This window comes from Thermoactinomyces sp. DSM 45891 (genome assembly GCF_900119485.1).
Lineage (GTDB): Bacteria > Bacillota > Bacilli > Thermoactinomycetales > Thermoactinomycetaceae > Baia.
In genome coordinates, this window is sequence record NZ_FPJZ01000001.1 from 517,319 (window position 1) to 541,986 (window position 24,668).

Annotated in this window: 24 protein-coding genes and 1 pseudogene; 5 read left to right on the top strand and 20 right to left on the bottom strand. The window is 40.4% G+C overall.

Features of this window, described 5'->3' with window-relative positions; all coding sequences use genetic code 11:
- Positions 1 to 31: 31 nt before the first annotated feature.
- The gene (locus tag BT147_RS02620; protein ID WP_072330596.1) at positions 32 to 766 is read left to right on the top strand and encodes an ABC transporter ATP-binding protein; all 735 of its coding nucleotides are present in this window, start codon (positions 32 to 34) and stop codon (positions 764 to 766) included.
- On the top strand, positions 763 to 1,989 hold the full coding sequence (locus BT147_RS02625) for an ABC transporter permease (protein WP_072330598.1): 1,227 nt from the start codon (positions 763 to 765) through the stop codon (positions 1,987 to 1,989). The genes BT147_RS02620 and BT147_RS02625 overlap by 4 nt, the downstream gene beginning before the upstream one ends.
- Positions 1,990 to 2,130: 141 nt before the next feature.
- On the opposite strand, the gene BT147_RS02630 is transcribed toward BT147_RS02625, so the two are convergent.
- The 7 genes from BT147_RS02630 to bioA all read right to left on the bottom strand — a co-directional run bounded on the left by BT147_RS02630 (position 2,131) and on the right by bioA (position 8,697).
- Positions 2,131 to 2,787, bottom strand: coding sequence for an SCO family protein (locus BT147_RS02630; protein ID WP_072330600.1), 657 nt, complete (start codon positions 2,785 to 2,787; stop codon positions 2,131 to 2,133).
- A gap of 134 nt (positions 2,788 to 2,921) precedes the next feature.
- Entirely contained in the window at positions 2,922 to 3,734 is an 813-nt protein-coding gene (gene bioC / locus BT147_RS02635) for a malonyl-ACP O-methyltransferase BioC (protein WP_072330602.1), read from the bottom strand.
- Entirely contained in the window at positions 3,718 to 4,455 is a 738-nt protein-coding gene (locus tag BT147_RS02640) for an alpha/beta fold hydrolase (protein ID WP_072330604.1), read from the bottom strand. The genes bioC and BT147_RS02640 overlap by 17 nt, the downstream gene beginning before the upstream one ends.
- Complete coding sequence (bioF, locus tag BT147_RS02645; RefSeq protein WP_072330606.1) at positions 4,452 to 5,651, bottom strand: 8-amino-7-oxononanoate synthase; 1,200 nt, start codon at positions 5,649 to 5,651, stop codon at positions 4,452 to 4,454. The genes BT147_RS02640 and bioF overlap by 4 nt, the downstream gene beginning before the upstream one ends.
- The gene (gene bioB, locus BT147_RS02650) at positions 5,639 to 6,634 is read right to left on the bottom strand and encodes a biotin synthase BioB (protein WP_072330608.1); all 996 of its coding nucleotides are present in this window, start codon (positions 6,632 to 6,634) and stop codon (positions 5,639 to 5,641) included. The genes bioF and bioB overlap by 13 nt, the downstream gene beginning before the upstream one ends.
- Before the next feature lie 12 nt (positions 6,635 to 6,646).
- Positions 6,647 to 7,351: a dethiobiotin synthase gene (bioD, locus tag BT147_RS02655; RefSeq protein ID WP_072330610.1), complete on the bottom strand. Its 705-nt coding sequence runs from the start codon at positions 7,349 to 7,351 to the stop codon at positions 6,647 to 6,649.
- Entirely contained in the window at positions 7,348 to 8,697 is a 1,350-nt protein-coding gene (bioA, locus tag BT147_RS02660; RefSeq protein WP_083426309.1) for an adenosylmethionine--8-amino-7-oxononanoate transaminase, read from the bottom strand. Before bioA ends, bioD begins: the two co-directional genes overlap by 4 nt.
- Before the next feature lie 509 nt (positions 8,698 to 9,206).
- Here bioA and ablB point away from each other — a divergent pair.
- Positions 9,207 to 10,067, top strand: a complete 861-nt coding sequence (gene ablB / locus BT147_RS02665; protein ID WP_072330622.1) for a putative beta-lysine N-acetyltransferase — start codon at positions 9,207 to 9,209, stop codon at positions 10,065 to 10,067.
- 37 nt (positions 10,068 to 10,104) lie between these two features.
- Here ablB and BT147_RS02670 read toward each other — a convergent pair whose 3' ends face one another.
- The 11 genes and pseudogenes from BT147_RS02670 to BT147_RS02730 all read right to left on the bottom strand — a co-directional run bounded on the left by BT147_RS02670 (position 10,105) and on the right by BT147_RS02730 (position 20,961).
- Positions 10,105 to 11,019 (bottom strand): sulfite exporter TauE/SafE family protein, encoded by a 915-nt coding sequence (locus tag BT147_RS02670; protein WP_072330624.1) that lies wholly within the window; start codon positions 11,017 to 11,019, stop codon positions 10,105 to 10,107.
- Positions 11,020 to 11,440: 421 nt separating this feature from the next.
- Positions 11,441 to 12,034 carry a hypothetical protein gene (locus BT147_RS02675; RefSeq protein ID WP_072330626.1) on the bottom strand — a complete coding sequence of 198 codons (594 nt, stop codon included), beginning with the start codon at positions 12,032 to 12,034 and terminating at the stop codon, positions 11,441 to 11,443.
- A 75-nt stretch (positions 12,035 to 12,109) separates the two neighbouring features.
- Positions 12,110 to 12,502 (bottom strand): hypothetical protein, encoded by a 393-nt coding sequence (locus BT147_RS02680; protein ID WP_072330627.1) that lies wholly within the window; start codon positions 12,500 to 12,502, stop codon positions 12,110 to 12,112.
- Between the two features lie 86 nt (positions 12,503 to 12,588).
- A pseudogene (locus tag BT147_RS02685) lies at positions 12,589 to 13,424 on the bottom strand (IS3 family transposase).
- 446 nt (positions 13,425 to 13,870) lie between these two features.
- Entirely contained in the window at positions 13,871 to 14,071 is a 201-nt protein-coding gene (locus tag BT147_RS02700; RefSeq protein ID WP_072330632.1) for a helix-turn-helix transcriptional regulator, read from the bottom strand.
- Positions 14,072 to 14,316: 245 nt separating this feature from the next.
- Positions 14,317 to 14,790, bottom strand: a complete 474-nt coding sequence (locus BT147_RS02705; protein WP_072330634.1) for an FG-GAP repeat domain-containing protein — start codon at positions 14,788 to 14,790, stop codon at positions 14,317 to 14,319.
- 167 nt (positions 14,791 to 14,957) lie between these two features.
- Positions 14,958 to 16,193 (bottom strand): sensor histidine kinase, encoded by a 1,236-nt coding sequence (locus tag BT147_RS02710; protein WP_072330636.1) that lies wholly within the window; start codon positions 16,191 to 16,193, stop codon positions 14,958 to 14,960.
- Between the two features lie 13 nt (positions 16,194 to 16,206).
- The gene (locus tag BT147_RS02715; RefSeq protein WP_072330638.1) at positions 16,207 to 16,914 is read right to left on the bottom strand and encodes a response regulator transcription factor; all 708 of its coding nucleotides are present in this window, start codon (positions 16,912 to 16,914) and stop codon (positions 16,207 to 16,209) included.
- A 114-nt stretch (positions 16,915 to 17,028) separates the two neighbouring features.
- On the bottom strand, positions 17,029 to 19,491 hold the full coding sequence (locus BT147_RS02720) for an ABC transporter permease (protein ID WP_072330640.1): 2,463 nt from the start codon (positions 19,489 to 19,491) through the stop codon (positions 17,029 to 17,031).
- A gap of 19 nt (positions 19,492 to 19,510) precedes the next feature.
- Positions 19,511 to 20,203 carry an ABC transporter ATP-binding protein gene (locus BT147_RS02725; RefSeq protein ID WP_072330642.1) on the bottom strand — a complete coding sequence of 231 codons (693 nt, stop codon included), beginning with the start codon at positions 20,201 to 20,203 and terminating at the stop codon, positions 19,511 to 19,513.
- 32 nt (positions 20,204 to 20,235) lie between these two features.
- Entirely contained in the window at positions 20,236 to 20,961 is a 726-nt protein-coding gene (locus BT147_RS02730) for a lipoprotein BA_5634 family protein (RefSeq protein WP_072330644.1), read from the bottom strand.
- 484 nt (positions 20,962 to 21,445) lie between these two features.
- Here BT147_RS02730 and BT147_RS02735 point away from each other — a divergent pair, with 484 nt between their 5' ends.
- Together BT147_RS02735 and BT147_RS02740 are read left to right on the top strand one after the other, a co-directional pair.
- Positions 21,446 to 21,616: an AbrB/MazE/SpoVT family DNA-binding domain-containing protein gene (locus BT147_RS02735; RefSeq protein WP_072330646.1), complete on the top strand. Its 171-nt coding sequence runs from the start codon at positions 21,446 to 21,448 to the stop codon at positions 21,614 to 21,616.
- 14 nt (positions 21,617 to 21,630) lie between these two features.
- Complete coding sequence (locus tag BT147_RS02740; RefSeq protein WP_072330648.1) at positions 21,631 to 22,539, top strand: YitT family protein; 909 nt, start codon at positions 21,631 to 21,633, stop codon at positions 22,537 to 22,539.
- Positions 22,540 to 22,587: 48 nt separating this feature from the next.
- Here BT147_RS02740 and BT147_RS02745 read toward each other — a convergent pair whose 3' ends face one another.
- Both BT147_RS02745 and BT147_RS02750 read right to left on the bottom strand, forming a co-directional pair.
- On the bottom strand, positions 22,588 to 23,301 hold the full coding sequence (locus BT147_RS02745; RefSeq protein WP_072330650.1) for a YheC/YheD family protein: 714 nt from the start codon (positions 23,299 to 23,301) through the stop codon (positions 22,588 to 22,590).
- 135 nt (positions 23,302 to 23,436) lie between these two features.
- On the bottom strand, positions 23,437 to 24,666 hold the full coding sequence (locus tag BT147_RS02750; protein ID WP_072330652.1) for a cytochrome P450: 1,230 nt from the start codon (positions 24,664 to 24,666) through the stop codon (positions 23,437 to 23,439).
- Positions 24,667 to 24,668 lie beyond the last annotated feature (2 nt).

Sequence of the window (24,668 nt, forward strand, 5' to 3'; positions counted from 1 at the left end):
GTCATTTTCCACAAACAAGAGGTGAACTACATTGCTTTCCATTCAAAATATAACCGGTGGTTATTCACGTACAAGCCCCGTTATTCATAACCTTACTTTTCAAGTAAACCCCGGTGAAACAGTTGGTCTCATTGGGCTAAATGGGGCTGGTAAAAGTACCACGATGAAACATATCCTAGGTCTACTAAACGCACATAGTGGCTCGATCACGATTGATGGGTCCACACTATCTGATCAACCAGAAGATTTTCGGTCCAAGATCGGCTACATACCAGAAATGCCTTTGTTTTATCCAGAGTTAACATTATGGGAACACCTTGAATTAACCGCTTCTGCCTATGGACTATCAGACGAAATCTTTCATAAACGAGCCGAGCAACTCTTACAGCAGTTTCAAATGGAACGGGCTCGTAACTGGTTCCCCGATACATTTTCCAAAGGAATGCAACAAAAAATTATGATTCTCTGTACCTTTCTCACGGAATGTAAGTATCTGATCGTAGATGAGCCATTTGTGGGACTCGATCCCATTGCTATCGATGAATTAGCGATGCTCTTACAACAACGTAAAGAGAAGGGAACCGGTATCTTAATCTCGACTCACATACTTGATATGGCTGAGAAACTTTGTGATCGATATGTTTGTATTCATCAAGGAAATATTGCCCTTGCGGGGACGATCCAAGAGATGCGAAGCCAGGCCAAGCGTCCACATGCCACCTTGCACGAACTCTTTATATCGGTTGTAAAAGGGGATCATCGATGAAACAGAATAAACCCTTACTACAACAACGTATCCATATAACATGGACGAAGGCCACGCGAATCATCACTCTGATCGCAAGCGGCGGAGGGACGCCTCTGGTTCTAGGCATTCTCTTAATTGGTTTTTACGTAGCATATCAAACCCTACTCACGGAGCTACCTGCTACTTTCCCATTTGATTGGGTTGTATGGGGGATTCTTACATATATCCTCTCAAGCGTAGAATTCCGTCCGTGGATCGAAAAAGCGGATTTAGTTTTTTTACTTCCTCTCGAGCACACGATGCCCGCTTGGAGAAAAACGGCCTTTTTATACTCAGCAGGTATGGCTATGCTTCGTCTTACCATCGTTCTTTTCCTGCTTTATCCCCTTTATCGAGTTCGGATCGGTACTTCGTTAGAATGGTGGACGGCAATTAGTATGTTACTCGCTCTACAAGTTTGGACTTTGTGGGTACGGGTGATGGAAGACCATCGCAAGCTCCAAGGATTTTCGAACATATTGGATCAGGCTTGCCTTTGGGGAATTACGGCATTTCTCGTATTTTGGTCACTCCATCCCTATCAAATCTACACCGTGCTAGCTCTATTTCTTCCAATCGCTCATTCTATTTGGCTATATAAAACGACCAAAACCAGCCAAATGCCGTGGATGATCTGGCAAAAAAGAGAATCGATCATACGACATCGTTGGCAATCACTTGCTAGTTGGTTTGTAGAGTTGCGAGGAGTCGAGCCACCGATTAAAAAAAGAACATGGCTTATCGCTATCATCCATCGCTTTACAACAAAAAAGGAGCCATTTACCTATTTATACTGGCGCACCTTGATCAGGCGAAGTGACTTGTTTGCTAGTTTTTATCGGATTTGGATCTGGGCAGCCCTCTTCGTCGTCAGCCTTCCTTATGCATGGGTATCTTGGGCGATTACTCCCCTTGCAATCGGTCTCTTCGTTCTTCAAATGCCTAGATTAATCACTCAGCAAACGTATCCACTCTGGGTAAAACTGTATCCCGTATCTGCCCGGCGAGCCGTTCATAGCTGGGCTACCATCACCCGAATCCTCACAGCTCTACTTGGCCTCCTACTTGTTATCATGCCCCTTGTAATGAAACGGGTGAGTTATATCGAAGCGATGATTCTGCTACTTATCACCTGGGCGATAGGATTTGTGATTATAGGTTGGAATAAACGGAAGTTGTCTCATTCCAATCAAGTGAATTAGTAGAGATAATAAAGAGCTTACAGAGGTTATCGAAAAGGTTGAATCAAGCTTACGAATGCTTTCAATAGCCGATTTATCAACAAACAACACAAAAAAGCATGATGGAAAGAAACTATCGCTTCCCATCATGCTTTTTCTTATCTACTTACTACCCAACACTTCTTTCACATCTTTTTTAATTAAAGCTTGATCTGGATTCATTCCGTTATAAAACTTACGAACTTTACCCGTTCCATCCACTAAGTAAAATTGAACTGGATGTTGGAAGAGTGGTTTTCCGCCCTGAACTTGGCTCTCTTGCTTCTCCACTGTCCCCTTGAAAGTCTCACGCGCTAATTTCTCCATATCAGAGAGCGCATATCCCGTTAAGAAATGCCAATTAGAAAAATCAGCTTTATGCTTCTCTCCGAACGCCTTCAACACCGCAGGCTTATCTGTCTCTGGATCAACACTAAAAGAGACAATCTCTACATTTAATCCATCTGCCTTCAAATCTTCTTGGATTTTCCTCATATTCGCGGTCATAGGAGGACAAACATCTGGGCAACTAGTAAAAATAAAATTACTTAAATATACTTTTCCTTTTAAATCCTGACTTCCGAATTTCTTCCCATCTTGATCCGTATATGTAAACTCTGGAACCAGCCAATTATCTCTCGTTACATCATTTGTAGAAGTGCTTGCTGCTTGCTGATTTGCCATTTCTTTATGCCCAGCATGATCGTTCGATTTAGAGCATCCCATTACCATACTCATAACACCAACTGCTACTGCTCCTACTATTAAGAAACGTTTCATTTTCCTCGCCTACCTACTCTATCATTTTCCTTCTATATTATTCCAGAAAAACTCATTGTGCAATAGCTCACATGAATCATTCTACCACTTTCAGCAATTCTCTGCTCATCCACTTATCCGTATCTCGGTCTACACTATCCTATCTTTTGCCCTACTAGATACATCAAATGATACGTTGCATATACACCTGATCCCATTTGATAGATTTGATCATATTGGTCCATCACTCGTGGGAGTAGTTTTCGATATACGGATAATGATGGTTTCGTTTCACTATAATTGGCTCCGGTCTCCTTAATACTTTGTAAAAAATCCCGACAACTAGAATACGGAATCCGTTTCCAATCCTCTATTCCCTCTAACATCGTCAGCTCAGCTTGTTTCCATACCTCTTGCCATTTCTCCAATGAATGCATCAGTAGACGATGCTGACTTGATTCAATCAGGAGTTCTTTTTCTATTTTTTGGAAGGTAGTCGCTAACTCTCGAAAAGTGTCTTGCCCGAATGTAGAAGAGACTAGCCATCCAGTAGGTTTAAGCGCTTCTGCCCACGAATGCACAGTACTCTTTGGATTCGTTAACCATTGAATCGTCGCATTGGAGATAATGAGATCAAAGGAGCCAGAAACTAGCTGTTTAAACTCTTCTGCATCCCCTGCGATCCAATGAACATGAGGGCTTTTCACTTTTTCTTTTGCCACTTCCATCATTCTAGGAGCTAGATCGATGGCCACGATCTCTGCATATGGATATCGATCAATAAGGAGACTAGTTAAATACCCCGTGCCACAACCAATTTCACAGATTCTCTCTACTGGATTTCTCCTATACGAGAGAAGTTTAATCAATTGATGGGCCATCTGCTTCTGCACCTTTGCCTGTTGATCATATGTCAAAACGGAACGATTGAAACGATTCGCTACTTTGGCTTTACGAATGCTCTCCATGTAGACACTCCTTTATCCACTGCTGAAAACGCTCCTTTTGCGTCCAAAAACAAGCATGGCCGCTCTCAGTCCAAATCGTACAATCCGCGTTAGGAAGTTGTTTTGCTAGATTCAATGTCGCCGTGGTAGGACAGATATCATCTTTCGATCCCGTCAATAGAAAAACAGGGGTCAAAATCTCCTTCCCTCGACCGCGAAGTGAAAATTCTCGTAAAAAATCAAGCCCTGCTTGTAAAGAGGCGAGGGAAGGCAGATGCTTCCGAAACACCTCCTGCCATCTCTTTCCCCATCCATCCTCATGTTCAAGCAACGAAAACATTTTTTGATCAAATGAACGAATCACTTCCTGTCTATTCGAACATAGTTGCTTTTTCATCCTTCTAAGTACACGTTCATCCCATCCTATATCATCATGACCCTGCTTCATAAAATCAGCCACACCACCGATGAGAAAAAGGCAATTGATCCGCCCAGGAAAACGAAGAGTCAGCTCCAAAGCAACCATCGCTCCTAAAGACCACCCCACCACTGTTACTTCATCTTCTTCCATCTTCCCCAATGTTTGGATCGCCTGTTCCATCACGTGCTCTACCTGTTCACAATGACAAAATGAGAGCGTAACATGATGATAATCAGGCCACTCCCCATGAAATGGCTCCCAAATCCCTTCCGGAACCGACCAGCCCGAGATCCATAAAAATGCATGCTCTTTTCTACTCATGTAATCACCTTACATTCATGTCCAATTTGACCAATCTTACGAATCGCTTCTTGTACATCCCCGTCTCGATGACTTGCCATCAAGGAAAACCGAACCCGTGCTTCTCCTCGAAGAACAGTCGGTGGTCTGATCGCCACAGCCAGTATTCCGCACTCGACTAATCGGCGGCTAAACTGAAGTGTAGTCGAACTCTCCCCTAGCACAATCGGAATGATCGGTGTCATAGAGTGGGTGAGCCTAAATCCACATTGAGAAAGCTCTTCACGAAAATAGAGACACTTTCTCGCCAGGTCTTGACGTAGTAAATCCCCCTGTTGCACCAGTTGCAAAGAGCGACGGATGGCTGAAATGATCACTGGGGAAAGCGCTGTCGTATAGATAAAACTACGAGCCGTATGAATGAGATAGCGAATCCATTCCCTTCTTCCCGCCACATAAGCTCCATATACGCCAAACGCTTTACTAAATGTCCCCATGTGCAAATCCACTTGCTCGGCAATACCTAGCTCGTGAGCCAAACCTCTCCCTTGTGCCCCAATCACTCCCACACTATGAGCCTCATCCACAAATAAGGCCGCACCATAGCGCTCTTTTAGATAAACGATTTCCTGAAGGGGTGCGAGATCTCCATCCATACTAAACACCGCATCTGTTACGATTACCTTTCGCCCGATCCCTTTTTGATCCGCCTTTTTCAAATGGGTCTCCAAATGGTCCACATCTCGATGACGATACCGATAGTGGGTCGCACCACTAAGACGAATCCCATCCACGATACTAGCATGATTAAACCGATCGCTAAATACCGCATCTCCTCTCCCTAATAACGAAGACAAAACACCCAGATTTGCCATATAACCATTGCCGAAAACCAATGTAGCTTCGGACTCTTGCCAGTTCGCTAATTCCGATTCTAGTCGAGCTGTCTCTTCCTCATGCCCCACAATTAAACGGGAAGAAGGAGCCCCTGCACCCGCCCCCCGTTCTATCGCTTGCCTAATCGCATCAGCCAATTGAGGGTGACCTGCTAAGCCTAGATAATTATTGGAAGAAAGATTAAGCAATGATTTCCCTTCATGCAAACATACCGGTTGCGCAGATTCCGTGACTACTCTCAATTCACGTGTTAAATCCTGTTCCGCCATACGCCCCAATTCTTCTTCAATCCAATGGTCCCAATGGTTTACAGCGCGCATTCTTCAATCTCAAATCCCAAATCTTCAATAATCTGATGATCTATTAAAGAGGCTTGTCCTTCCGTCGTCAGGTAGTCCCCCACAAAGATCGCATTTGCAGGATAGAGGGAGAGTGGTTGCAAATGGCGCAGATTCACTTCTCTGCCCCCAGAAACCCGGATTTCTTTACTTGGATTGATAAATCTCATTAGAGCTAACACCTTCAAACAGTAACGTGGATCTAAATCTTGTGTATCTTCTAGCGGCGTTCCTTTAATCGAATGAAGAAAGTTTACAGGGATGGAATCTGCATCAAGCTCCCTCAGAGCATAAGCTATCTGAACCACTTGCTCCCGAGTCTCTCCCATCCCCACGATACAACCCGAACACGGAGACATTCCAACTGTTTTTGCTTGTTCGATGGTTTGCACCCGATGATCATAGTTGTGAGTGGTCGTGATATTAGAGAAATGATCTTTACTTGTATTCAAGTTGTGATTATAACGATCGACGCCTGCCGCTTTCAGTCTCTCCGCTTGATCATTTCGTAAGATTCCTAAGCAAGCGCACACTTTCATCTTTAAATCTTGTTTAATCTCTTTTACTGCTTCAATCACTTCCTCTAGCTCGTGTTCAGTAGGGCCACGGCCACTTGCTACGATACAATAGGTTCCTGCCTTTCGAGCCAACGCTTCTTTCGCACCAGCGACGAGAACATCTCTTTTCATCATCGTATATTTCTCAATCGGCGCATCGGAAACGATCGATTGGGAACAATAGCCACAATCTTCTGGACAAAATCCACTCTTAGCGTTAATAATCATGTTCAGTTTTACCTTTCTGCCAAAGGTATGATACCGAACTCGAAAAGCGGCTTGTAGTAAGGGAAGTAGCTGAGAATCCTCTGCATCTAGGATGGATAATGCTTCTTCCATAGTTAGAAGTTCTCCCTGTAGTGCTTTATCAGCGTATCGTTCCCAATTTGTAGATGTGATCGTTAACATATTTGCTCCTCCTCATGAATCAATCCACTCGATCAATTCTGTCATATTCACATTCTGTCTCATGGCTTGCCTTATCGTATGAGATGATAGATCCGCTCCTAGCCATGGAACCGTTCCTAAAACGGGGATCTGGGCCATCTGTTCAATAAAACGGGAATTGTGCGCAACACTTGGATCTTCGTCGGTTTCTCGGAGACCATTTAAGATGACACCCATCGGATGTAGCCCCATCTGTCTGGCAACAAGGGTCGTTAGCACGGTATGATTCACTGTACCGAGAAGCGGATGCGCTATAATCAGAAGTGGCCAGCCGATCTCTTTCGCTAAGTCTGCAACACTGTAATCATGTCGTATTGGAACCATTAGTCCACCAGCACCTTCAACCAATACCACATCATGCCTTGCTCTTAGCCGTTCGACATGTTGCAGAATTCGCATACGATCTATTTCGATCTCCACTATCTCTGCCGCTAATTGGGGTGCTACTGGTTCACGAAAGCTATAGGTAACGATTTCTTCAATGGGAGCTGTTATCTCAGCTAATTTTTTTAGCACCATCCCATCACTTTCGGGAGAATCGAGGGCATGTCCGCTTTGCACAGGTTTTAGTACCCCTACATCAAAGCCATAATCCCGTAGTGCAAGCGCCAAACCAGCTGTGATCACAGTCTTCCCGATCCCTGTTCCTGTCGCCGTAATAAAGATTCCTTTGCTCACCCCTCTGTAACCTCAGAAATAGCCTGATATAAAATCGTAAGCATCTCTCTTAACTCTTCCTTTGTCGTGATGAGCGGTGGGATTAAAGTAATCACGGCATCAAGTGGACGAGTGATTAATCCTAATTCCTTCGCTCGTCTACAAACCCGTACCCCGATCGCCTCTTCAAAGTCATACGGCTCTTTGCTTTCCTTATTTCGCACTAACTCTATACCTACGATCAGTCCCAATTGTCGAACATCTCCCACATGAGAAAGCCCTTCAAACTCTTTTAACCAAATCGATAACGACTTACTTACTTCTTGAACATGCTCAACCATATGCTCACGCTCATAAAGTTCGAGGCTCGCAAGCGCTACCGAACATCCAAGCTGATTTCCTGTATAGGAATGGCCATGGAAAAAGGTTTTTCCTTCTGCATGATCCCCGTAAAAGGCATCATAGATTTCATCCGAAGTAAGAGTCGCCGCGACAGGAAGATATCCACCCGTTAGTTTCTTTCCTACCATCATGATGTCGGGCTGAATTCCTTCGTGTTCACAGGCAAACATCTTCCCTGTCCGGCCGAATCCGGTAGCCACTTCATCTACTAAAAGGAGAACATCATATTGACGGCACAACTTTTCTACCTCAGCGAGAAAACCATCTGGCATCACGATAATCCCACTTGCCCCTTGCACCATAGGCTCTACAATTAGACCTGCAATCTGATCTGATTTATCTTCTAGTACCTGCTCTAATTCATCTAGACAACTCTGTTTACATTCCTCCACGGTTCCAGAAAAACGATACGGATATGGATACGAAACCTTTTCAGTTGGGAACAGCAATCGATCAAAGGCTTGATGAAACGTGCTAATTCCCCCTACACTGACCGCCCCCACGGTATCACCATGGTACGCATTTTTCATACTGAGAAACGTCTGCTTCTCGGGTCTCCCGCGATGCTTCCAATAGAGAAACGCCATCTTTAATCCGATTTCAACCGCCTCTGCTCCACTATCCGAGTAAAAAACTTTTTGTAAGCGATCCGGAGCAAGCTGAACAAGTCGCTCTGCTAATAAAATAGATGGTACATTTGCCATTCCCAATAGGGTAGAGTGAGCAATGTGCTCTAGTTGCTGTTGAATCGCTTCATTTAGCTCTTTTCGATTATGACCGAACACATTTAGCCAGACGGAAGCATTTCCATCGTAGTATTCGTTTCCTCGTACATCGATTAGCTTGACCCCTTGGCCACGTTCAATAATGATTGGGTTATCATGTAAATATTCCTTCATTTGCGTGAATGGATTCCAAAGATACTTCTCATTTTTCTCTAGTAGTTCTTGATAGCTCTGTGACATGCTCCTACCTCCCAATCCAATGTAAACTATCTACTTATATTAAGTTTACATTGGTTCCAGTTGAGTATATCAGAATGGTAGGAACTCTACAATTGTCTCTTAATGAAAGCTTAATTAGTTGGGAACAAAGGTTTTAGTGTTGTGAAGAATAAAAGGTAAACTAAATATTGACTGCCACATTGAAATAAGATATAATATTTCTGAATATAATATCATATCTGTAAACACATGCTATTAAAAAGTGTTTGCATTGTTAGTAGCATGTGACCTGAAGCCAACAGGTCTTTTTTTTCAGTTTTTGATTTGGTTCCATCACGGCAGTTTTTGCCCAAGCCCCCGAAAAGGTGTATTAACCTAAATATAGGATGCGGTTCATATTTGGCAAGAAAATTCCTCTTAGCCTCATTCGGAGCGTTGGGCAAGATACTGCATTTTCATTAGCAGAAAAGTTGGAAGCGGGTAATGTGATGAACAAAGATATGGTCCAATAAAGGAAGGAAGTGAGAGTCATGATCGATACACCTATGCATGTCGAAAATCGAGTTGAGACAGGCTTAGATTTTACAGTACAAATTTATGTTGACCCAGCGGGTGATCGACTTCGTGTAGATGATTACAGGGGAAATGTTTTCTCAATCATGAAACGTATTGAAGAAATTGCCAAGCAATACCACTTTACTAAAGTTTTTGTGAAAGCAAGAAGTGAGGACTGGCAATCCTTTGTGTCCAGAGGTTACATGTTAGAAGGGATCTTTAAAGGATACTTTAACGGAAGTGATGCATATAGCGTAGCCCTTTATTTTAGTCTTGAGAGGCGAACCAGTGACCATTGGATAAAAGAAAATGAGATCCTACAAAAAGTGCAAACCCACCCCATGACATCGGATCCCAAAGAGTTTTCAAGTAACTATCACATGCGTTTAGCAATAGAAGAGGATGCAGAGCAACTAGCAGACTTGTACAACACTATTTTTCAATTTTATCCAACTCCAATGAATGATGAAACATACGTTCGAAATGCGATTAAAAACGGCACCATTTTTTATGTGGTTGAAAGCGAAGATCAAATTGTAAGTGCCGCTTCTGCAGAATTAAATACGACCTATAACAATGCAGAGATAACGGATTGCGCTACATTATCAGAACATCGTCGGCATGGATTTATCAAGAATTTAATTCTTTCACTTGAAAGTGAGCTAAAAAAAAGAAGTATTTTTTGCGTATACTCATTAGCAAGATCTCTTTCGTTTGGAATGAATATGGCATTTCATCAACTTGGCTACGAGTATACGGGTAGATTAACAAAAAATTGCAATATACATGACAAATTTGAGGACATGAGCTTGTGGACGAAGGATTTGTCTGTATAGTAGATTCCGACAGAAGATCGGATTTCATTGTACAAAGTCATCCATTTGTTGGATGACTTTTTTGTTCTTCATCCAGTACTTGTTTCCTATATTTCCGATAACGCAGAATCGTATAAAACCCAGCAACAAGCCAGACCACACCAAAAAGCGAGTAGGTATAGTTTTGAATATTAGATGAACTGATGCTAAAAACACTGAATAACGTTTTTAGATTGGTCATGATAATGAGTCCACCTACTAGGACTCCTAATATAGGGGCAGGGATGAGTCGTACTAACCAAGCGGCAATGGGGGCTGCCATGACTCCTCCAATCATCAGGGCTAACACCCACTCCCAGTGAAACTGCTCCCATCCGAGTGAGATCAAAAAGCCTAATGTAGCAGAGAAAGCTATGGCAAATTCGCTGGTATCTACGGAACCTACTACTTTTCGTGGTTCCAGTTCCGTTCGCGCCATCAAGACAGGCGTAGCAAGCGGGCCCCAGCCACCACCACCTGTAGAATCTGCAAATCCTGCGATAAACCCTAGGGGGACGAGTAGTTTTTTACTAGGAGTTCGGTTTGACAGGTTCATATTCTGCTTAAAACGAACAAATGAAAACCGAAATAGAACATAGGCACCTAGTAAAAATAAAAACATCGCAACATACGGTTTCACCAATTCGCCAGGTAGATTACTTAAAAAGCAGGCACCCATAAACGCCCCAATTGAACCCGGCAAAATCAAACGAAGAACCGTTTTCTTATCTACATTTCCAAAACGGATATGCGAAACCCCAGAAGCCGCCGTTGTCACCACTTCAGACATATGCACAGATGCAGATGCAATCGCTGGCGCAATCCCGAACAGCAATAATAATGAACTCGACGTCACCCCATACGCCATCCCTAGCGCACCATCCACAAGCTGAGCAAAGAACCCCACGATAATAAAGGTAATCAAACGATTCATATCATCCCTCCATTCGATACAAATGCTTATAATACATATATGATTACTTTGTATTAGGGTATGACATGATAAGATATTTCAAAATCATATATTAACCAAAAAGACATATAGAGTTAAATCATGAGTGAACATAATTTAAAAAAGCTCCCTCTGCATTAATAAGCTAGAGGGGCGAACAAATACTATTTACAAATTTGATTAGTGGGCTAAGGTTTGTGATTAAACGAGTGGTTACGATTATCCCTGCATTTACTAGTCATCTGGTGGATCGTTTACGGTAAGCTTTATCTCGTTCATATTCGGTCATTTAGATTTTAGCTCTATACATACACTCATCAACGGTCTTTTGATTGAGACCAGCGACACATTCAGCCCATCCTCCCTTCGATCCAGATGAAGATATCAATACCCCACTGTTACCTTATTTTGATCCTGCGACTAAAGAGCGCCTCATTTGTTCAATACATGTAAGAATACGTTCTCGATTTCTAGCACTCTTGATCCACTTTGGTAATCTACTCTCTATGCTTCGATTAGCAGAATTGGAATCCCTTAACTCAGCTTCGACATACCTTTCTATGTACTCTAGATGTTCGAGATTATACGCCCATAACTTGTGACCGCAACAATTAGCTTGAAGGTATACAGGAATACCAAAATACCAATCAAATGGGCCACCTATTTGTATATCAAAGGTCTCCCCTATCCGACCTGTACCCTTTAGCCAACGGCGTGGATGCATAGAACATGTTTTTTTGAATTCCCTATTATCCCCTCTCCAATGACGTGGGGTGCTAATTCCAATATCATAGCGATAATGATTTCCCTTTGGAACTAGCTCTTTGTTGTGACCACAATGAGTACAAAATAACCTTCGTTTCGCTCCTAGTGAACGTGGATCCGTATCTTCTAGAGTGATGATCTTTGCACATTGGCGGCAGGATGGACACACAACCAAAAATTCATATCCAAATTGTTGTAATGATTTGTTTCGATTCTTAAACCTCTTCTTCATATTGAATCACCTTCTAACTTCGATCCAAACCATTACCCCAATGTACGAAAATGAATCCAACTTACAGTCGAACGTTCAATTTGAAGCATCATTGAGCGAATCTAACCATTCTTTATCAATCGGGACTAGATTTTCCGTCTCCTCACTCCCCTGCTGTACATCCAAGATCGTCCATATTTCAGGAGAAACCCTCTTTCTTCTCTCAATTTTAAAGATTGTCGAGCCAATCAATTCCTCTGCTTCGTCATGAACCGATGCCAAAATTGTAAGGATCTCATCCGAGTTGGTATCAATTCTGTACTTCTCTTTATCTTGTTCTGTGATCTCTGCAAAATCAATAATATTCCAATCTACATACTCTTCTTGCGTATCAGGACCTTTGTACGAGTCTAAAATGAAGTCCCAGATATTATCATCATCTGTAGCATTAAAACTATCTCCAACTCTAATCAAAAACATCTCTTCCATCAAAAAGATGACCTCCTCAAAGGGGAAGAATTGCCTACTAAATAAGTAGTGATTTTATTCAAGACTATGTTTGTACTATATCAATCTCATTCATCGCTATACAAGTCCTGGACTGTCAACAGAAAACTAGACAATTTTTTAAGGTGTTTGGATTTATACTCAACAGGAGTTAAATAGTCTAGAGTGCCATGAATACGGATGTTGTTAAACCAGTGAACATCATCAAGTAATTCCCGAGATAGATGCTGTAGGCATTTAAAGCTTGCACCATTGACAAACTCTGTTTTGATGAGCTTAAACGTTGCTTCGGCAACAGCATTATCATGTGGTGAGCCTTTCAGGCTCAACGACCGTTGAATCTGGAAAGTTGTCAAAGCTTCATCAATCAGTCGATTATTGAATTCACTCCCACGGTCAGTATGGAAACGATGAATCCCTGCTTCTTGAGCTCAACTTTTATTTTACGTGTTCCATAGGTTTGTCTGCTCTTTTGAAAGATTTCAACGATCACGTGCGTGATCGCATGATCCTTAGATATCTGGTGCTTCTTTTCATAGTAATAAGTACTTCTAGGGATTTGTAGGACGTCACACATTGATGATACTGAGTATTTGTGCCGGTTTTCCCTGATCACTCTTACTTTCGTCCCATGATCAGCGCTGCTTGCTTTAAAATATCATTTTCCATTCATAAGCGTTGGAGTTCTTTACGCATTTGAATCAGTTCATTTTCTTCATTGGTTCGATTGTCCTTCTCTCGGAAAGGAACCGCTATTTTGGCTCTGATGAATCCACTTATCCAAAGAAGAGGGAGTTAGTTCATACTCCTCAATAATATCTTTTCTTGGCTTGCCATTTTGATATAGTTGCATCATTTGTTCTTTAAACTTGGGTGTAAAAGTACGTCTTGCCTTTCTGGACATAGATCATTCTCCTCGTTTCACCTGTTGAAACTGACCTTATTTTTTCTGTCTAACTTACTGTAGCCGATCCAGGCAACGTATCATTGCTCTCTCCTATTTGTGAATCTTGTTACCTTAACTTACGATTTTTTTCGTAAGCTGATAGTTTATTGCATATGAGATTAGACCGATTATGATAATGTCTAACCCCTTGTCTAAATAGAATTCAGACAATACAGGCTTTGTGTTAACATCGATACCCATCCAGTCTCTCATATAAGGTAAACTCGATACATACTTCAATAAACAACAAATCATTATAGTGTTCCAACTACCAGCAGTAGCCTTTTGACGAATGAATTTTTGCCTTTCATCTCCGCCCTTAATCGGGGAACTCTCCGTTGAAAGATAATTAATTAAAAAAGAAGCAACCATAAAAACGATAATCAAAACTATGTATACCAAATTTATCTCCCCTTTTTATAGATGAAAAGCTCATCTACTGAAACATCTAACTTATTTGCTAGTTTAAAGGCTAACTCAAGACTTGGATCATATTTGTCATTTTCAATAGCATTAATTGTTTGTCTACTAACACCACACAGTTTAGCTAACTGTTCTTGTGAAATTTGTCTAGCCTTTCTCAGTTCATGAATGCGGTTTTTCATCTCCTCTACCTCAGTCCTTAAAATGTAAATTATGTTTTACATATTCTATTAAAATACATGTACTTTCATATGTCAAATACATTTTACATATGAGCAAAAAGGGGTACTGGTGTACACAACATCCCCAGTTTGGTGTATCGAAATGACTTCTAACCTGGATATAATTTAAAAAAGCTCCCTCTGCATTAGAGCAAGCTAAAACAAGCTCTTCTGATCGTGCTTCAGAAGAGCTTGTCTAACTAACATCATTTTATTTCAGATAAACTGCCCTTATCGACTGTGTAGTAATAATTTTCAATAGGGCTGTGGCCTGTTGCTCCAGAGAAAATATGTACCCGGATATCTGTTATACGATCACCATTGAAGTCTCCAAATCTCAAACTTGGCTCATATCCGCCATTCCCCACTTCTACTTGTGTCCTTTTGTGACTTTTCCCATCAACCACTCGAAGATATAGCTTTTCATTCCAGCCATCCTGTGGAAACTCTTTTTGACCGATTAGTGTGATTACATCCTTTACTCTATCTCCCGTCACATCTCTCTTGAATTGAGTAATCATATACCGAACATGTTTTCCAGAACCTTTCGTAACCACAGATTCCCCTGAATCGGATGCAGCAAATGCTTGTGGAATGATATGAAAACCAGACATAGCCATCAACCCAGACACCACTAAGATCCCACTTTTCAACCATAGCTTCTTGCATGCTTCTTTCATTTTTTTCACCCTATTCTATATTTTCATAACCTACTTTATATTATATCGATTATTTAGATCTGTTGTAAAGTTTTTTCAAAGAAGTTATTTTTTAGTAGATATCTTTCTCGGACTGCCTAAATATATTTTCCACATAATCACATAAAAAATCCCTCGATTCACGAGGGTCAATACTTCAAAAAGGTAATCGTAAATCTAGTAAACTCAAACCGCCTACTCTCCACTCGAATAAATCCATCATGAGCTTCGATGACTGACTTAGCAAGTGCTAATCCGATTCCAATCGAATCACGCTTCTTGAAGTGCTTTACTTTATAAAACCTCTCAAATATATGAGGTAGGTCGTCACGCTCAATTCCTTCTCCAAAATCTTGAATCATAACCTCTGTGTGAATAGGAGTATCTCTCACCTGAACACAAATTTGGCTATCTAGATTAGAATGTTCGATGGAGTTTTTTAAGATATTGATCAGTGCTTCTTGAATCCAAATTCGATCATGGGAAACAACGATCTCGTCCGCCGCATCTAAATCGATCGTGATGTTTTTCTCACGACATTTACTTTGTAAGATATCAATTGTTTCATAAATCGTCTCAACAAGATTGATTTTCTCTTTATCAAAAGCAATCGCTCTAGCATCTACTTTCGCTACCTTTAGTACATTGTGGATCAGGTCATTCATTCTAGAAAGCTGAACTTGATTACTCTGAATAAACGTTTGACATTGTTCAAGAGAGCATTTTCCATGTAGCAAGATATCATTATTCACCATTAGTGTGGAGAGGGGTGTTTTTAGTTGATGTGAGAGATCGTGGAGAGTCTGAACGAGAAATGTTTTCTCAGCAAATAAATCATGCATATTCTTTCGTATTACTTCTTTCATCGATTGAAACGACACCGCTAATCTAGCTAAGTCCCCTTCTCTATTTTCATTCATCACTACTTCATAATTCCCTTCCACGATCTGATCAGCAGCCGAAATAAATTGCTTGATCTTATCGAAAAAGGATTTGTATTGTATCAAGTTAACCAGCAGGAGTGTGATACAAAGGAGTCCTAGACCCCAAAAAATAAGTTGGTTATAGTCTGAAATATGTTGATTTAAGTAGGGAAATAGATCCAAAGGTACATCTTCAGATATACCATACTGATTTAATAAGTCTTTCCCAATAGTGATATATGGGTTAAACTCCTTTTCTTTCCCTGATAGAATATGCATGATTTCACTTTCATTTTCTGGGTTTTTCTCTACAAGCTTCCCCGTAATCCCACTCCAAGTATTGATATAATCGCGCTTTAAATCGCTATAAAATGATTGCAACATAATCGTTTGATACACTACAAATAAGAGCAAGATCACGGTTAGAAAACCAAGACTCGTCTTTATCTCCGAATTTTTCATTTCTATCCTCTTTCTAGCTAGGAATGCTTCGTACAGACTCTATGACATCTTGATCCCAACGATAGCCAAGACCTCTTTGGGTAACAATACAAGCTGGATTTTTAGGATCATCCTCGATTTTGCTCCTTAATCGTCTGATGTATACAGAAAGCGTATTTTCATCGAAAAAAACCTCGTCACCAGTCGTAATCTTCTCTAGTATTTCATCTCTTTGCATCGTTCTATGAGCATTTGACATCAATGTAAGAAGAAGCTTGTACTCTAAATTAGTTAAGGACACAGGGGTCGCATCTTTAAAAACCTTTGTTGACTCCACCTCCACCTTAATACTGCTCGATATTAACTCCGTTACGGAAGTAGTTAATTTCTTCCGCAATTGTACTCTTACTCGAGATAGTAACTCTTGTAATCGAAATGGCTTCGTAACGTAGTCATCACCACCCATTTCTAGGCCCATCACTACATTTGCCTCTTCGTCTAGAGCAGTCAAAAAAATAATAGGGATGTTACTTTGAGATTTCAGATAGGTACACAAATCATAACCGTTGCCATCTGGCAATCCTATATCTAAAATCGCTACATCAAAGGACTCTTTTTGAAAATGAAGTTTAGATTCGGCTACAGTTGTTACTCTTGTCACATCAAATCCTTCACTTTTTAACGAAAATTCAATCGCCAGACCAAGAGATTCATCATCTTCAACAAATAGGATTTTATCCATCTTTCACCCTCACTATTTCAACACTTGAGTAAAGCCACTATACCCGATGAAAAAAGAAAAAACAAATGTAAAAGAAAAGACATGACTCACTCTTCATAAGCCATGTCTCCGATGTTATTCTTCTCGAATCACATCAATAAGATTATCTTTTGAAATTTTTCTCAGTGGTCCCAAGATGGATAAATAGCTAATGACAAGCGCTGCGACAAATACGATAATGCAATCCCGATAAGGAATGGTCCAGCCCATCTCGACCCTATTTGCTAAAGCGATATAGATAATATAGCTAAGTAGACAACCGAAAAAGATTCCTTGAAGTCCCCCAAAGAAGCCATACACAAGTCCTTCATAGGTCACCATCTTTTTCATATCTCGTTGCGACATACCAATCGATTTTAGAGCAGCTAACTCCTTTCTCCTCATCATAACACTGATGGTAACCGTATTTAGGATATTTACACTCCCAATTAGGGTGATAACTGCGATAAAACCGTATACCAGTACTTTGATCGTTACGATATAGGCTTCTTGCTTTTGATTTTGATCAATATTGTCAACCACTTTAACTGATTGTAATCCTTCACCTGATAGAGCTTCTTTCATTTTCGTAACGGTTACTAGATTTTTCGATTGATCTTTTAGCTCGACTCCCAAACCAATTGGTTTGACAGGCGTTTTTGCTAATGAAGTCATTCCTTGCTCACTGCTAATCAAGGTGAACGATTCAGATCGTTCTTTATCCAATATATCAGCTTTGACGATTGCCACAATCTCTACTGTTTCCATCTTTTTTTCATCGTAGGTTAATTCATCACGATCCTCTTCCTGCTGTGATGGTTTTTGTACACGGATGGAATCCCCTACTTTATATTTGCTGAGAGGTCCGAGATAAGGCTTCTGTGTTTTCGTATTGCGAATAGCTGCCTGTTCCACTAAAATCACTGCTTTATCCCGCTTTAATTGGTTCACATCAATATGACCCGAGATCACAGATTTTTTCAATTCTTGTAATGACAAATCATCGTATGCCTTGACTGATGAATGAATCATGTCCATGCGTTTTCCTTTATGATTCACTTCTGTATATAAGGAACCACCTTGTAATGATTTAATTTGCTTGTCACTCGGCATTTCTGTATAAAAAGCTTGTTTCTTATACTGCTTATAAATCTTTGTTATGTTACTGACTTGGTTTAACTTCTGTAATATGGGTTCCATGTCCATAGGTGAATAAGTCTTTGATTCTACTGCTACATCCATTCTTAAAGCGGACATTTCCGTTTGTTTAGACTGAAAAGCAATTCCCATCAGTGAGGAAAAGGTAATAAATAGAATGCTACTAATAATGATAGATAAGATCGTAACCGAATACCTACCTGGGCTTCTCTTACTATTTTTTAACGCCATACTTAAAGGAACTGAGAAAAAATTCCTTACCGTGGTTTTTTTATTTCGTTTGATGGTCTCTTTTTTGATCGCTTGCCTACTACTAATCGCGAGAAGCGGTGAAATTCTTCCTGCCAGAAAGGCGGGCCAAAAGCTAGCAAGATAAACCGTCAACAGTGAGATGAATGAACAAAGTCCGATAATCCATCCTTCAATCGGAATGACGATTTTCATATTTTGCCCTAGGCTAGTCAATATCCATCTGAACACAACGACAGAACAGATGCTGAGGAAGACCCCAATTGGGATCGCTATGATGGAAAAGAATGTTGCCTCTCGCAATACTATCTTCCGAATCTGTTTTTGAGTCGCTCCTATACTCCTAAGTAATCCAAACTGTTTCAGACGCTCCGTAATACTGATCTGAAAAGCATTATAGATCACGACAATCGTTGAAATCATAACAATTCCAATTGCAATTGCAGGTACGACCATTAAAGCTTTATCTGGTTGCAAGGCTTGAATGAGAGTCTCATTAACCTTCGTATTTTCCTCGCCTGCTAGATTTTGAAACTGGTTCGCGACTTGTCTGATATTCGATTTCGAGTGCAGTTCAATCAGTAGATTTCCTTCACCTACTTTAAACTGATCTTGCATCGTTAATAAAGTGCCCTTTCGCTCTTCTTGGGTAAATTCTTGGTTAGCTAGGATTCCCACTAATTTATATGTTTTCTTTTTAAAGGAAAAGGTATCCCCTAATTTCAAATCAGGTTGAATAGAGGAGAGAATCCAGCTTTCGATCGCCGCTTCCTGTGAATTAGCAGGCATATTTCCTTGCAACAAACCCGGCTTCAGTAACTCTAACGCACGAGAATCTGCATAACGATACGAGACAAAATCCTTTCCTACTTGAAAAATCTCTCCTTGGGACATCGTTCCATAAGAAGCGACGTTCGGGTTATGGCTAACTTTATCTAAGATCACTTGATCATAGTGAGATATATCCACATGGTAGGAGACTCCCGCTTGATCCTTTGCACTTTCAATTTGTGTATAATATGCACCATTAAAAAATAATCCAATCGTCGTAATTAAAGCGACTGCTAGCACAATTCCTAACAACGTTAAGTTGGTTCGTTTCCAATAGCTTCTGATATATTTTTGGCTTAACTTCTTATAACTTCGAATCAAATCGTTTCTCCCTCCAAACCTAGGACGATGGATGAACCAGTAGTTGATCGGAAATAATCATCCCATCCTCCATCGTAATAATGCGATCTGAATTTGCCGCGATAGTAGGGTCATGGGTAATTAAAATCACGGTTTGGTTATATTTTTTTGCCGTTATCTTCAGTAAATCGAGCACTTCTTTCGTGTTTTGGGTGTCCAAATTTCCGGTTGGCTCATCGGCTAAAATGATACTTGGTTTATTCATTAGTGCTCTGCCAATAGATGCACGCTGTTGTTGTCCACCCGATAATTCAGAGGGAAGGTGATTTCGACGTTCCTCTAATCCTAAGAGCCGAATTAGTTCATCTAGATATGAGTCATTTACATGTTGCTCATCCAGTAAAGCAGGCAAAGCGATATTTTCCTGCACGTCTAATACGGGAACAAGATTAAAGAATTGGAAGATAAAGCCGACTTTTCTTCTACGAAAGATGGAAAGTTCTTGATCGCTATAATCATAGATGTTTTGTTCTCCGATAAACACCTTACCCGAGGTAGGACGATCGAGACCGCCCAATATATGAAGCAACGTACTCTTACCAGATCCTGATGCCCCGACTATCGTGACAAATTCACCTTTATGAATGGAAAGATTAATCTCTTTTAATGCCGTAACCTCAGCATCCCCATCCCCGTATTTTTTCATCACTTGCTCCAACCGAACGATTTCCATCTTCTCATCCTCTCCCCATTGAAATGAATCACCTATTTAGGCACATCTACAAAATCAATCATATCCAGACCATCTTTATCCGGACTATCTTTAAAACTGTCAACACCATAGACATAACCATTTTTATAAACCTTTGCTATGTCTTTTAATAAATTCTTAACATCTTCCTTATTTTTGTAGTCAAACTTCTCCTTTGAAAACTGAACGAGTGACATGTCCATTTCTTTTGCTTGTACTTTATTGTAAAGATCATCCCCTAAAATAATGACATTCTCTGGGCTATATCCAATCCAAGCCTGATGTTTTATATGTTTGACGGATACCTCTAGGTCATTTAGCTTGATATTTTGATCTGTTGCTATTCTCTTGAATAACAAGTTGTCCGAACTAGATAATTCTTTCAGTTCACTTAATGGATCTGATACAATCATGCCGCTATCTGGATCTTGTCGCTTCCTCATAATTCCTTTTTCTATGAACTTTTTCGCAGTCGATTTACTAATGACTACATAAAAAGGTTGTCCCTTGTTAGGATCCGCTTGTCTCTCTTCAACCTTCACTACTTTATATTGATAATCAGCTGTTTGCTTCGTTTCAGACTTGTACAATTTCTTTACCGCATCTATGTTTTCTTTCGTACCTGATACCAAAATTCCATTTACCGATTGTGGAGGTCCCTCTATATACCGTTTCACTCCAAATCCAACACCTACAAAAGCAATCGTAACTACTAAGAACCAGATCATCTTTTTCTTCATTTTCATACTCCTTTTCTGCTATTCATTATTCCCTTGTTATCTCAAGTATAGATACCATTTCACCATATCTGAATGACTGCTATCTTACATTTGCTCGCAGGAATCTTACTCGTTAGTAAGATTCCATTTTTGATGGACAATCTTTCATCCAACCTGTATTTCTCTTACAAAAGAGTAATACAAGTGAAAGGAAAACAAATGGGAGGAAATAGGAGGATGGATTAAAATATCAATATAAACAAAAACAAAACGGAGGTGAGCTTGATGAACTGGATGACAGTGCTAAAAACGGTATTCGAAGTTGTATTTAATGTATGGATTGGAAAAGAAAGAGGTGGGATCTAACTTGAATACGATTGTGAATATAGAAGGAAAAACTTAGGAGTCATTCTACGTAAAATACGAGAATGACTCCTTTCTATTTTATGTTATAATAAATGTAAGGAAGTAAAGAAATAAAAAAATCAATCCTGAAGGTGATTTTATGCATGTATATCGCATCAGCTCAAAGGGCCAAGTGACTGTACCTAAAGAAGTTCGAGAGTGCTTGAAATTAAAAGAAGGTGATTACATCACTTTTGGGATTGAAGATGGAAGAGTTTTCATCGATAAAGTTCAGATGGTACAAGGTGATCTCTCCCATAACACCGATTAGAGAGGAGTAGATAAATGGAAGCTGTATTGAAACAACCACAACCAACTCCGGAGGCAACACCCAAAGACCATAAAAAACTATCTACATTAGCTTTATGTAAACGAGGTATCTTAATTTTCTTAGGTGCTGTTTTGATGGCTGTTGGTTTGGAGATCTTTTTAGTGCCAAACCAAGTTATTGATGGTGGCGTTGTCGGAATCTCAATCATGTTGTCGCACTTATCTGGTCTAAACTTAGGGATTCTTCTGTTTGTATTAAATATTCCGTTCTTTTTCCTCGGCTACAAACAAATTGGAAAAACGTTTACCATCTCTTCAATCTTTGGTGTCATCGTAATGTCTATTGGCACAAATTTGTTGCATCCTGTACAACCTTTAACTTCAGATCCGTTACTCGCTGCTGTATTTGGTGGAATGATCTTAGGTGTAGGTGTGGGGCTAGTCATTCGATATGGTGGATCTTTGGATGGAACAGAGATCTTAGCCATTGTGTTTAACAAACGGATTCCTTTATCCGTTGGCCAAACCGTAATGTTTATCAATCTATTTATTCTAGGGAGTGCTGGATTCGTCTTTTCATGGGATCGTGCTATGTACTCATTGATGGCTTACTTTATTGCCTATAAAGCAATTGATGTCACCATCGAGGGTTTCAATGAAACGAAGTCTATTTGGATTATTAGCGATAACCCAAAATTACTTGGGGATGCAATCTTGAACCGATTAGGGAGAGGCGTTACGTACCTAAATGGCGAAGGCGCCTTTACAGGAGAAGAGAAAAAAGTCATCTTCTGTGTCATTACTCGTCTAGAAGAAGCGAAACTGAAATCAATCGTGGAAGATATTGATCCACAAGCATTCCTCGCTGTTGGGAATATTCATGATATCCAAGGTGGAAACTTTAAGAAACGAGATATTCATTAGAACTCATCCTTTCATTCATACAAAAGAAGTAGACTCTTCACTGAAGGGCTACTTCTTTTCTCTAGTATCAAATCCAGCCAACGACTTTGCATATTCAAGAGGATTCGTCATCACTTGATCAAACATTTGATGATTATTCTTAATATACAAAGGCATATAAAGATCATGGTACTTATTAATCTCTAGAAGCCAGATTCGCTTCTCGCTATCCACAGAAATGTCCAGACCCACGTCTCCAAACAAACCGTGCTCGTCAATTACTTGGCACGCTTGTTTACAAACCTCTTTTATCTTTTCTTCCATCACCTTGATTTCTTGATTCGAAGCGGAGAACATTTTTTTCAATGCTACGGCTCCCTTTCTTAATTGACCCTTTTCTCGGAAGTTAGACGTGATACTTCCTCTCGATCCTATTCGGGCGAGAATCCCAATACATGTCCATTGTTTTAGCTTCCCCTTCTGCATAATGACACGGAAATCAACGGAAAAATTTTTGCGAGCTGGAAGGATGTCTTGTTGGATAATATAATCCATGGTTTGTAGTTTTTCTAATAGTGGATGTAGCTCGGCTTGCGTAAGGACGTTTTCATTCTGATCTCGATCAATTAAATGGTATTTTTGTTCTTTTTCCTTCACTAAAAAAAGCCCAATTGCTCGTCGCGATACGAACCAAAATGAAGTGACACCGTAACAGGAAGCGAGCTTCTTTGTGCATAGGGATTTCGGGGTAGGAGAAGGAAATTGTTTGTTTTCTTGATCCATTGAATCCTCACTATTTCACCTCTTTGTATACTTCTGTGTAGAAGTATGATTTCTACTACATGTATATTCGTAGGCCTCCCCAACGGTTTAAAAAAGAGCAACCTCATTTGGCTGCCCTTTACGTTCGTGAACTCTCTATCTCTCTATGTGAATAGGTAAGCTCTTCAGAGATTGACCTGTGACCGAAGCCGTTAGATGGTCGGTTAGTTTCATCCCGTCTATCGGGCTGATCTTGGAGAAACGCTTTACAAAGGAAGTAAATAATAGAGTCGCTTCCAAGCGTGCCAGTGGTGCACCTAGGCAAAAATGAGCGCCTGCTCCAAAGGTGAGGTGGTGCTGATTCCCAGATCGATGGATATCAAATTCTTCCGCATGGGTAAATTGGGATTCATCTCGGTTTGCTGAAGCAATCCAAGCGACAACCATCTGTCCTTCTTTCATCTCATGCCCAAATACAGTGGTATCTTGAGCCACTCTCCGATCCATGGAGACTAAAAATCGAAAACGAAGAGCTTCCTCTACTAGCTTAGGAGTGAGTGACACGTCTTTCCGTAACTCTTGGTAAATCTCTGGTTTATCAAATAACATGGCGTAAAATGTATTTGAAATCAGTGTGGTCGTCGTTTCATTCCCAGCACCTAACAATCCGATCCCCGACATGACTACCTCTTCATCAGTTAGTTTCTCACCTTCTAGCTCAGCTTGGACTAAGTCAGAAAGAATGTCACTCGCTGGGTTACGTCGTTTTTCTAACACAATGGGGTGTAGATATTCTCGAAACTCCTTCATCGTTTGTGCTTTTTTGGCCGCTATATCATCATATAAATCCTTGGCATAGGGGAGAAATAAAATGTTAGACCAATCTTTAAATAATCCTCGATCTTTTGAGGGGACTCCGAGCAAATCGGCAATGACAATGATCGGTAATGGAACAGCAAGCTTTTGTACGATATCAACTGTTGTCTGATCTTCTAACCCGGCAACTAGTTCGTCTGCCAGGGCTTGAATTCGAGGCTTCCATTCATTCAGGCTTCGAGGTGTGAACGCTTTTGAGAGCAACGCACGACGACTGCGGTGTTGCGGAGGATCACAATTATTTACATTATTTCGATCATTGTCCTGGTCACTTCGAGGAACGGGAATTAAGCTACGTTCTCTCCTACTGGAAAATAATTCGTGGTCAAATAAAACACGCTTTACATGATCATATAAAAAAACGTTCCATACATCTTGTTCTGAGTCATAAAAAACGGGACTCTTTTCGCGCATTTCTTTGTACCATGCGTAAGGTTCCCATTGTTCTTCCTTCGATTTTAATTTAGCTATGTCGTGTAAAAGGATGGCTTTACGTAATGATGCTTCCATAA

What these genes read in the sequence shown, in the direction of transcription:
- BT147_RS02670 (WP_072330624.1), bottom strand. Translation starts at nt 11,019, where the DNA reads ATGAATCGTTTGATTACCTTTATTATCGTGGGGTTCTTTGCTCAGCTT.
- bioF (WP_072330606.1), bottom strand. Translation starts at nt 5,651, where the DNA reads ATGCGCGCTGTAAACCATTGGGACCATTGGATTGAAGAAGAATTGGGG.
- BT147_RS02625 (WP_072330598.1), top strand. Translation starts at nt 763, where the DNA reads ATGAAACAGAATAAACCCTTACTACAACAACGTATCCATATAACATGG.
- BT147_RS02630 (WP_072330600.1), bottom strand. Translation starts at nt 2,787, where the DNA reads ATGAAACGTTTCTTAATAGTAGGAGCAGTAGCAGTTGGTGTTATGAGT.
- BT147_RS02750 (WP_072330652.1), bottom strand. Translation starts at nt 24,666, where the DNA reads ATGGAAGCATCATTACGTAAAGCCATCCTTTTACACGACATAGCTAAA.
- BT147_RS02680 (WP_072330627.1), bottom strand. Translation starts at nt 12,502, where the DNA reads ATGGAAGAGATGTTTTTGATTAGAGTTGGAGATAGTTTTAATGCTACA.
- BT147_RS02705 (WP_072330634.1), bottom strand. Translation starts at nt 14,790, where the DNA reads ATGAAAGAAGCATGCAAGAAGCTATGGTTGAAAAGTGGGATCTTAGTG.
- BT147_RS02715 (WP_072330638.1), bottom strand. Translation starts at nt 16,914, where the DNA reads ATGGATAAAATCCTATTTGTTGAAGATGATGAATCTCTTGGTCTGGCG.
- bioC (WP_072330602.1), bottom strand. Translation starts at nt 3,734, where the DNA reads ATGGAGAGCATTCGTAAAGCCAAAGTAGCGAATCGTTTCAATCGTTCC.
- BT147_RS02725 (WP_072330642.1), bottom strand. Translation starts at nt 20,203, where the DNA reads ATGGAAATCGTTCGGTTGGAGCAAGTGATGAAAAAATACGGGGATGGG.
- BT147_RS02745 (WP_072330650.1), bottom strand. Translation starts at nt 23,301, where the DNA reads ATGGATCAAGAAAACAAACAATTTCCTTCTCCTACCCCGAAATCCCTA.
- BT147_RS02735 (WP_072330646.1), top strand. Translation starts at nt 21,446, where the DNA reads ATGCATGTATATCGCATCAGCTCAAAGGGCCAAGTGACTGTACCTAAA.
- ablB (WP_072330622.1), top strand. Translation starts at nt 9,207, where the DNA reads ATGATCGATACACCTATGCATGTCGAAAATCGAGTTGAGACAGGCTTA.
- BT147_RS02700 (WP_072330632.1), bottom strand. Translation starts at nt 14,071, where the DNA reads ATGAAAAACCGCATTCATGAACTGAGAAAGGCTAGACAAATTTCACAA.
- BT147_RS02740 (WP_072330648.1), top strand. Translation starts at nt 21,631, where the DNA reads ATGGAAGCTGTATTGAAACAACCACAACCAACTCCGGAGGCAACACCC.
- BT147_RS02640 (WP_072330604.1), bottom strand. Translation starts at nt 4,455, where the DNA reads ATGAGTAGAAAAGAGCATGCATTTTTATGGATCTCGGGCTGGTCGGTT.
- BT147_RS02730 (WP_072330644.1), bottom strand. Translation starts at nt 20,961, where the DNA reads ATGAAGAAAAAGATGATCTGGTTCTTAGTAGTTACGATTGCTTTTGTA.
- bioA (WP_083426309.1), bottom strand. Translation starts at nt 8,697, where the DNA reads ATGTCACAGAGCTATCAAGAACTACTAGAGAAAAATGAGAAGTATCTT.
- BT147_RS02675 (WP_072330626.1), bottom strand. Translation starts at nt 12,034, where the DNA reads ATGAAGAAGAGGTTTAAGAATCGAAACAAATCATTACAACAATTTGGA.
- BT147_RS02710 (WP_072330636.1), bottom strand. Translation starts at nt 16,193, where the DNA reads ATGAAAAATTCGGAGATAAAGACGAGTCTTGGTTTTCTAACCGTGATC.
- bioB (WP_072330608.1), bottom strand. Translation starts at nt 6,634, where the DNA reads ATGTTAACGATCACATCTACAAATTGGGAACGATACGCTGATAAAGCA.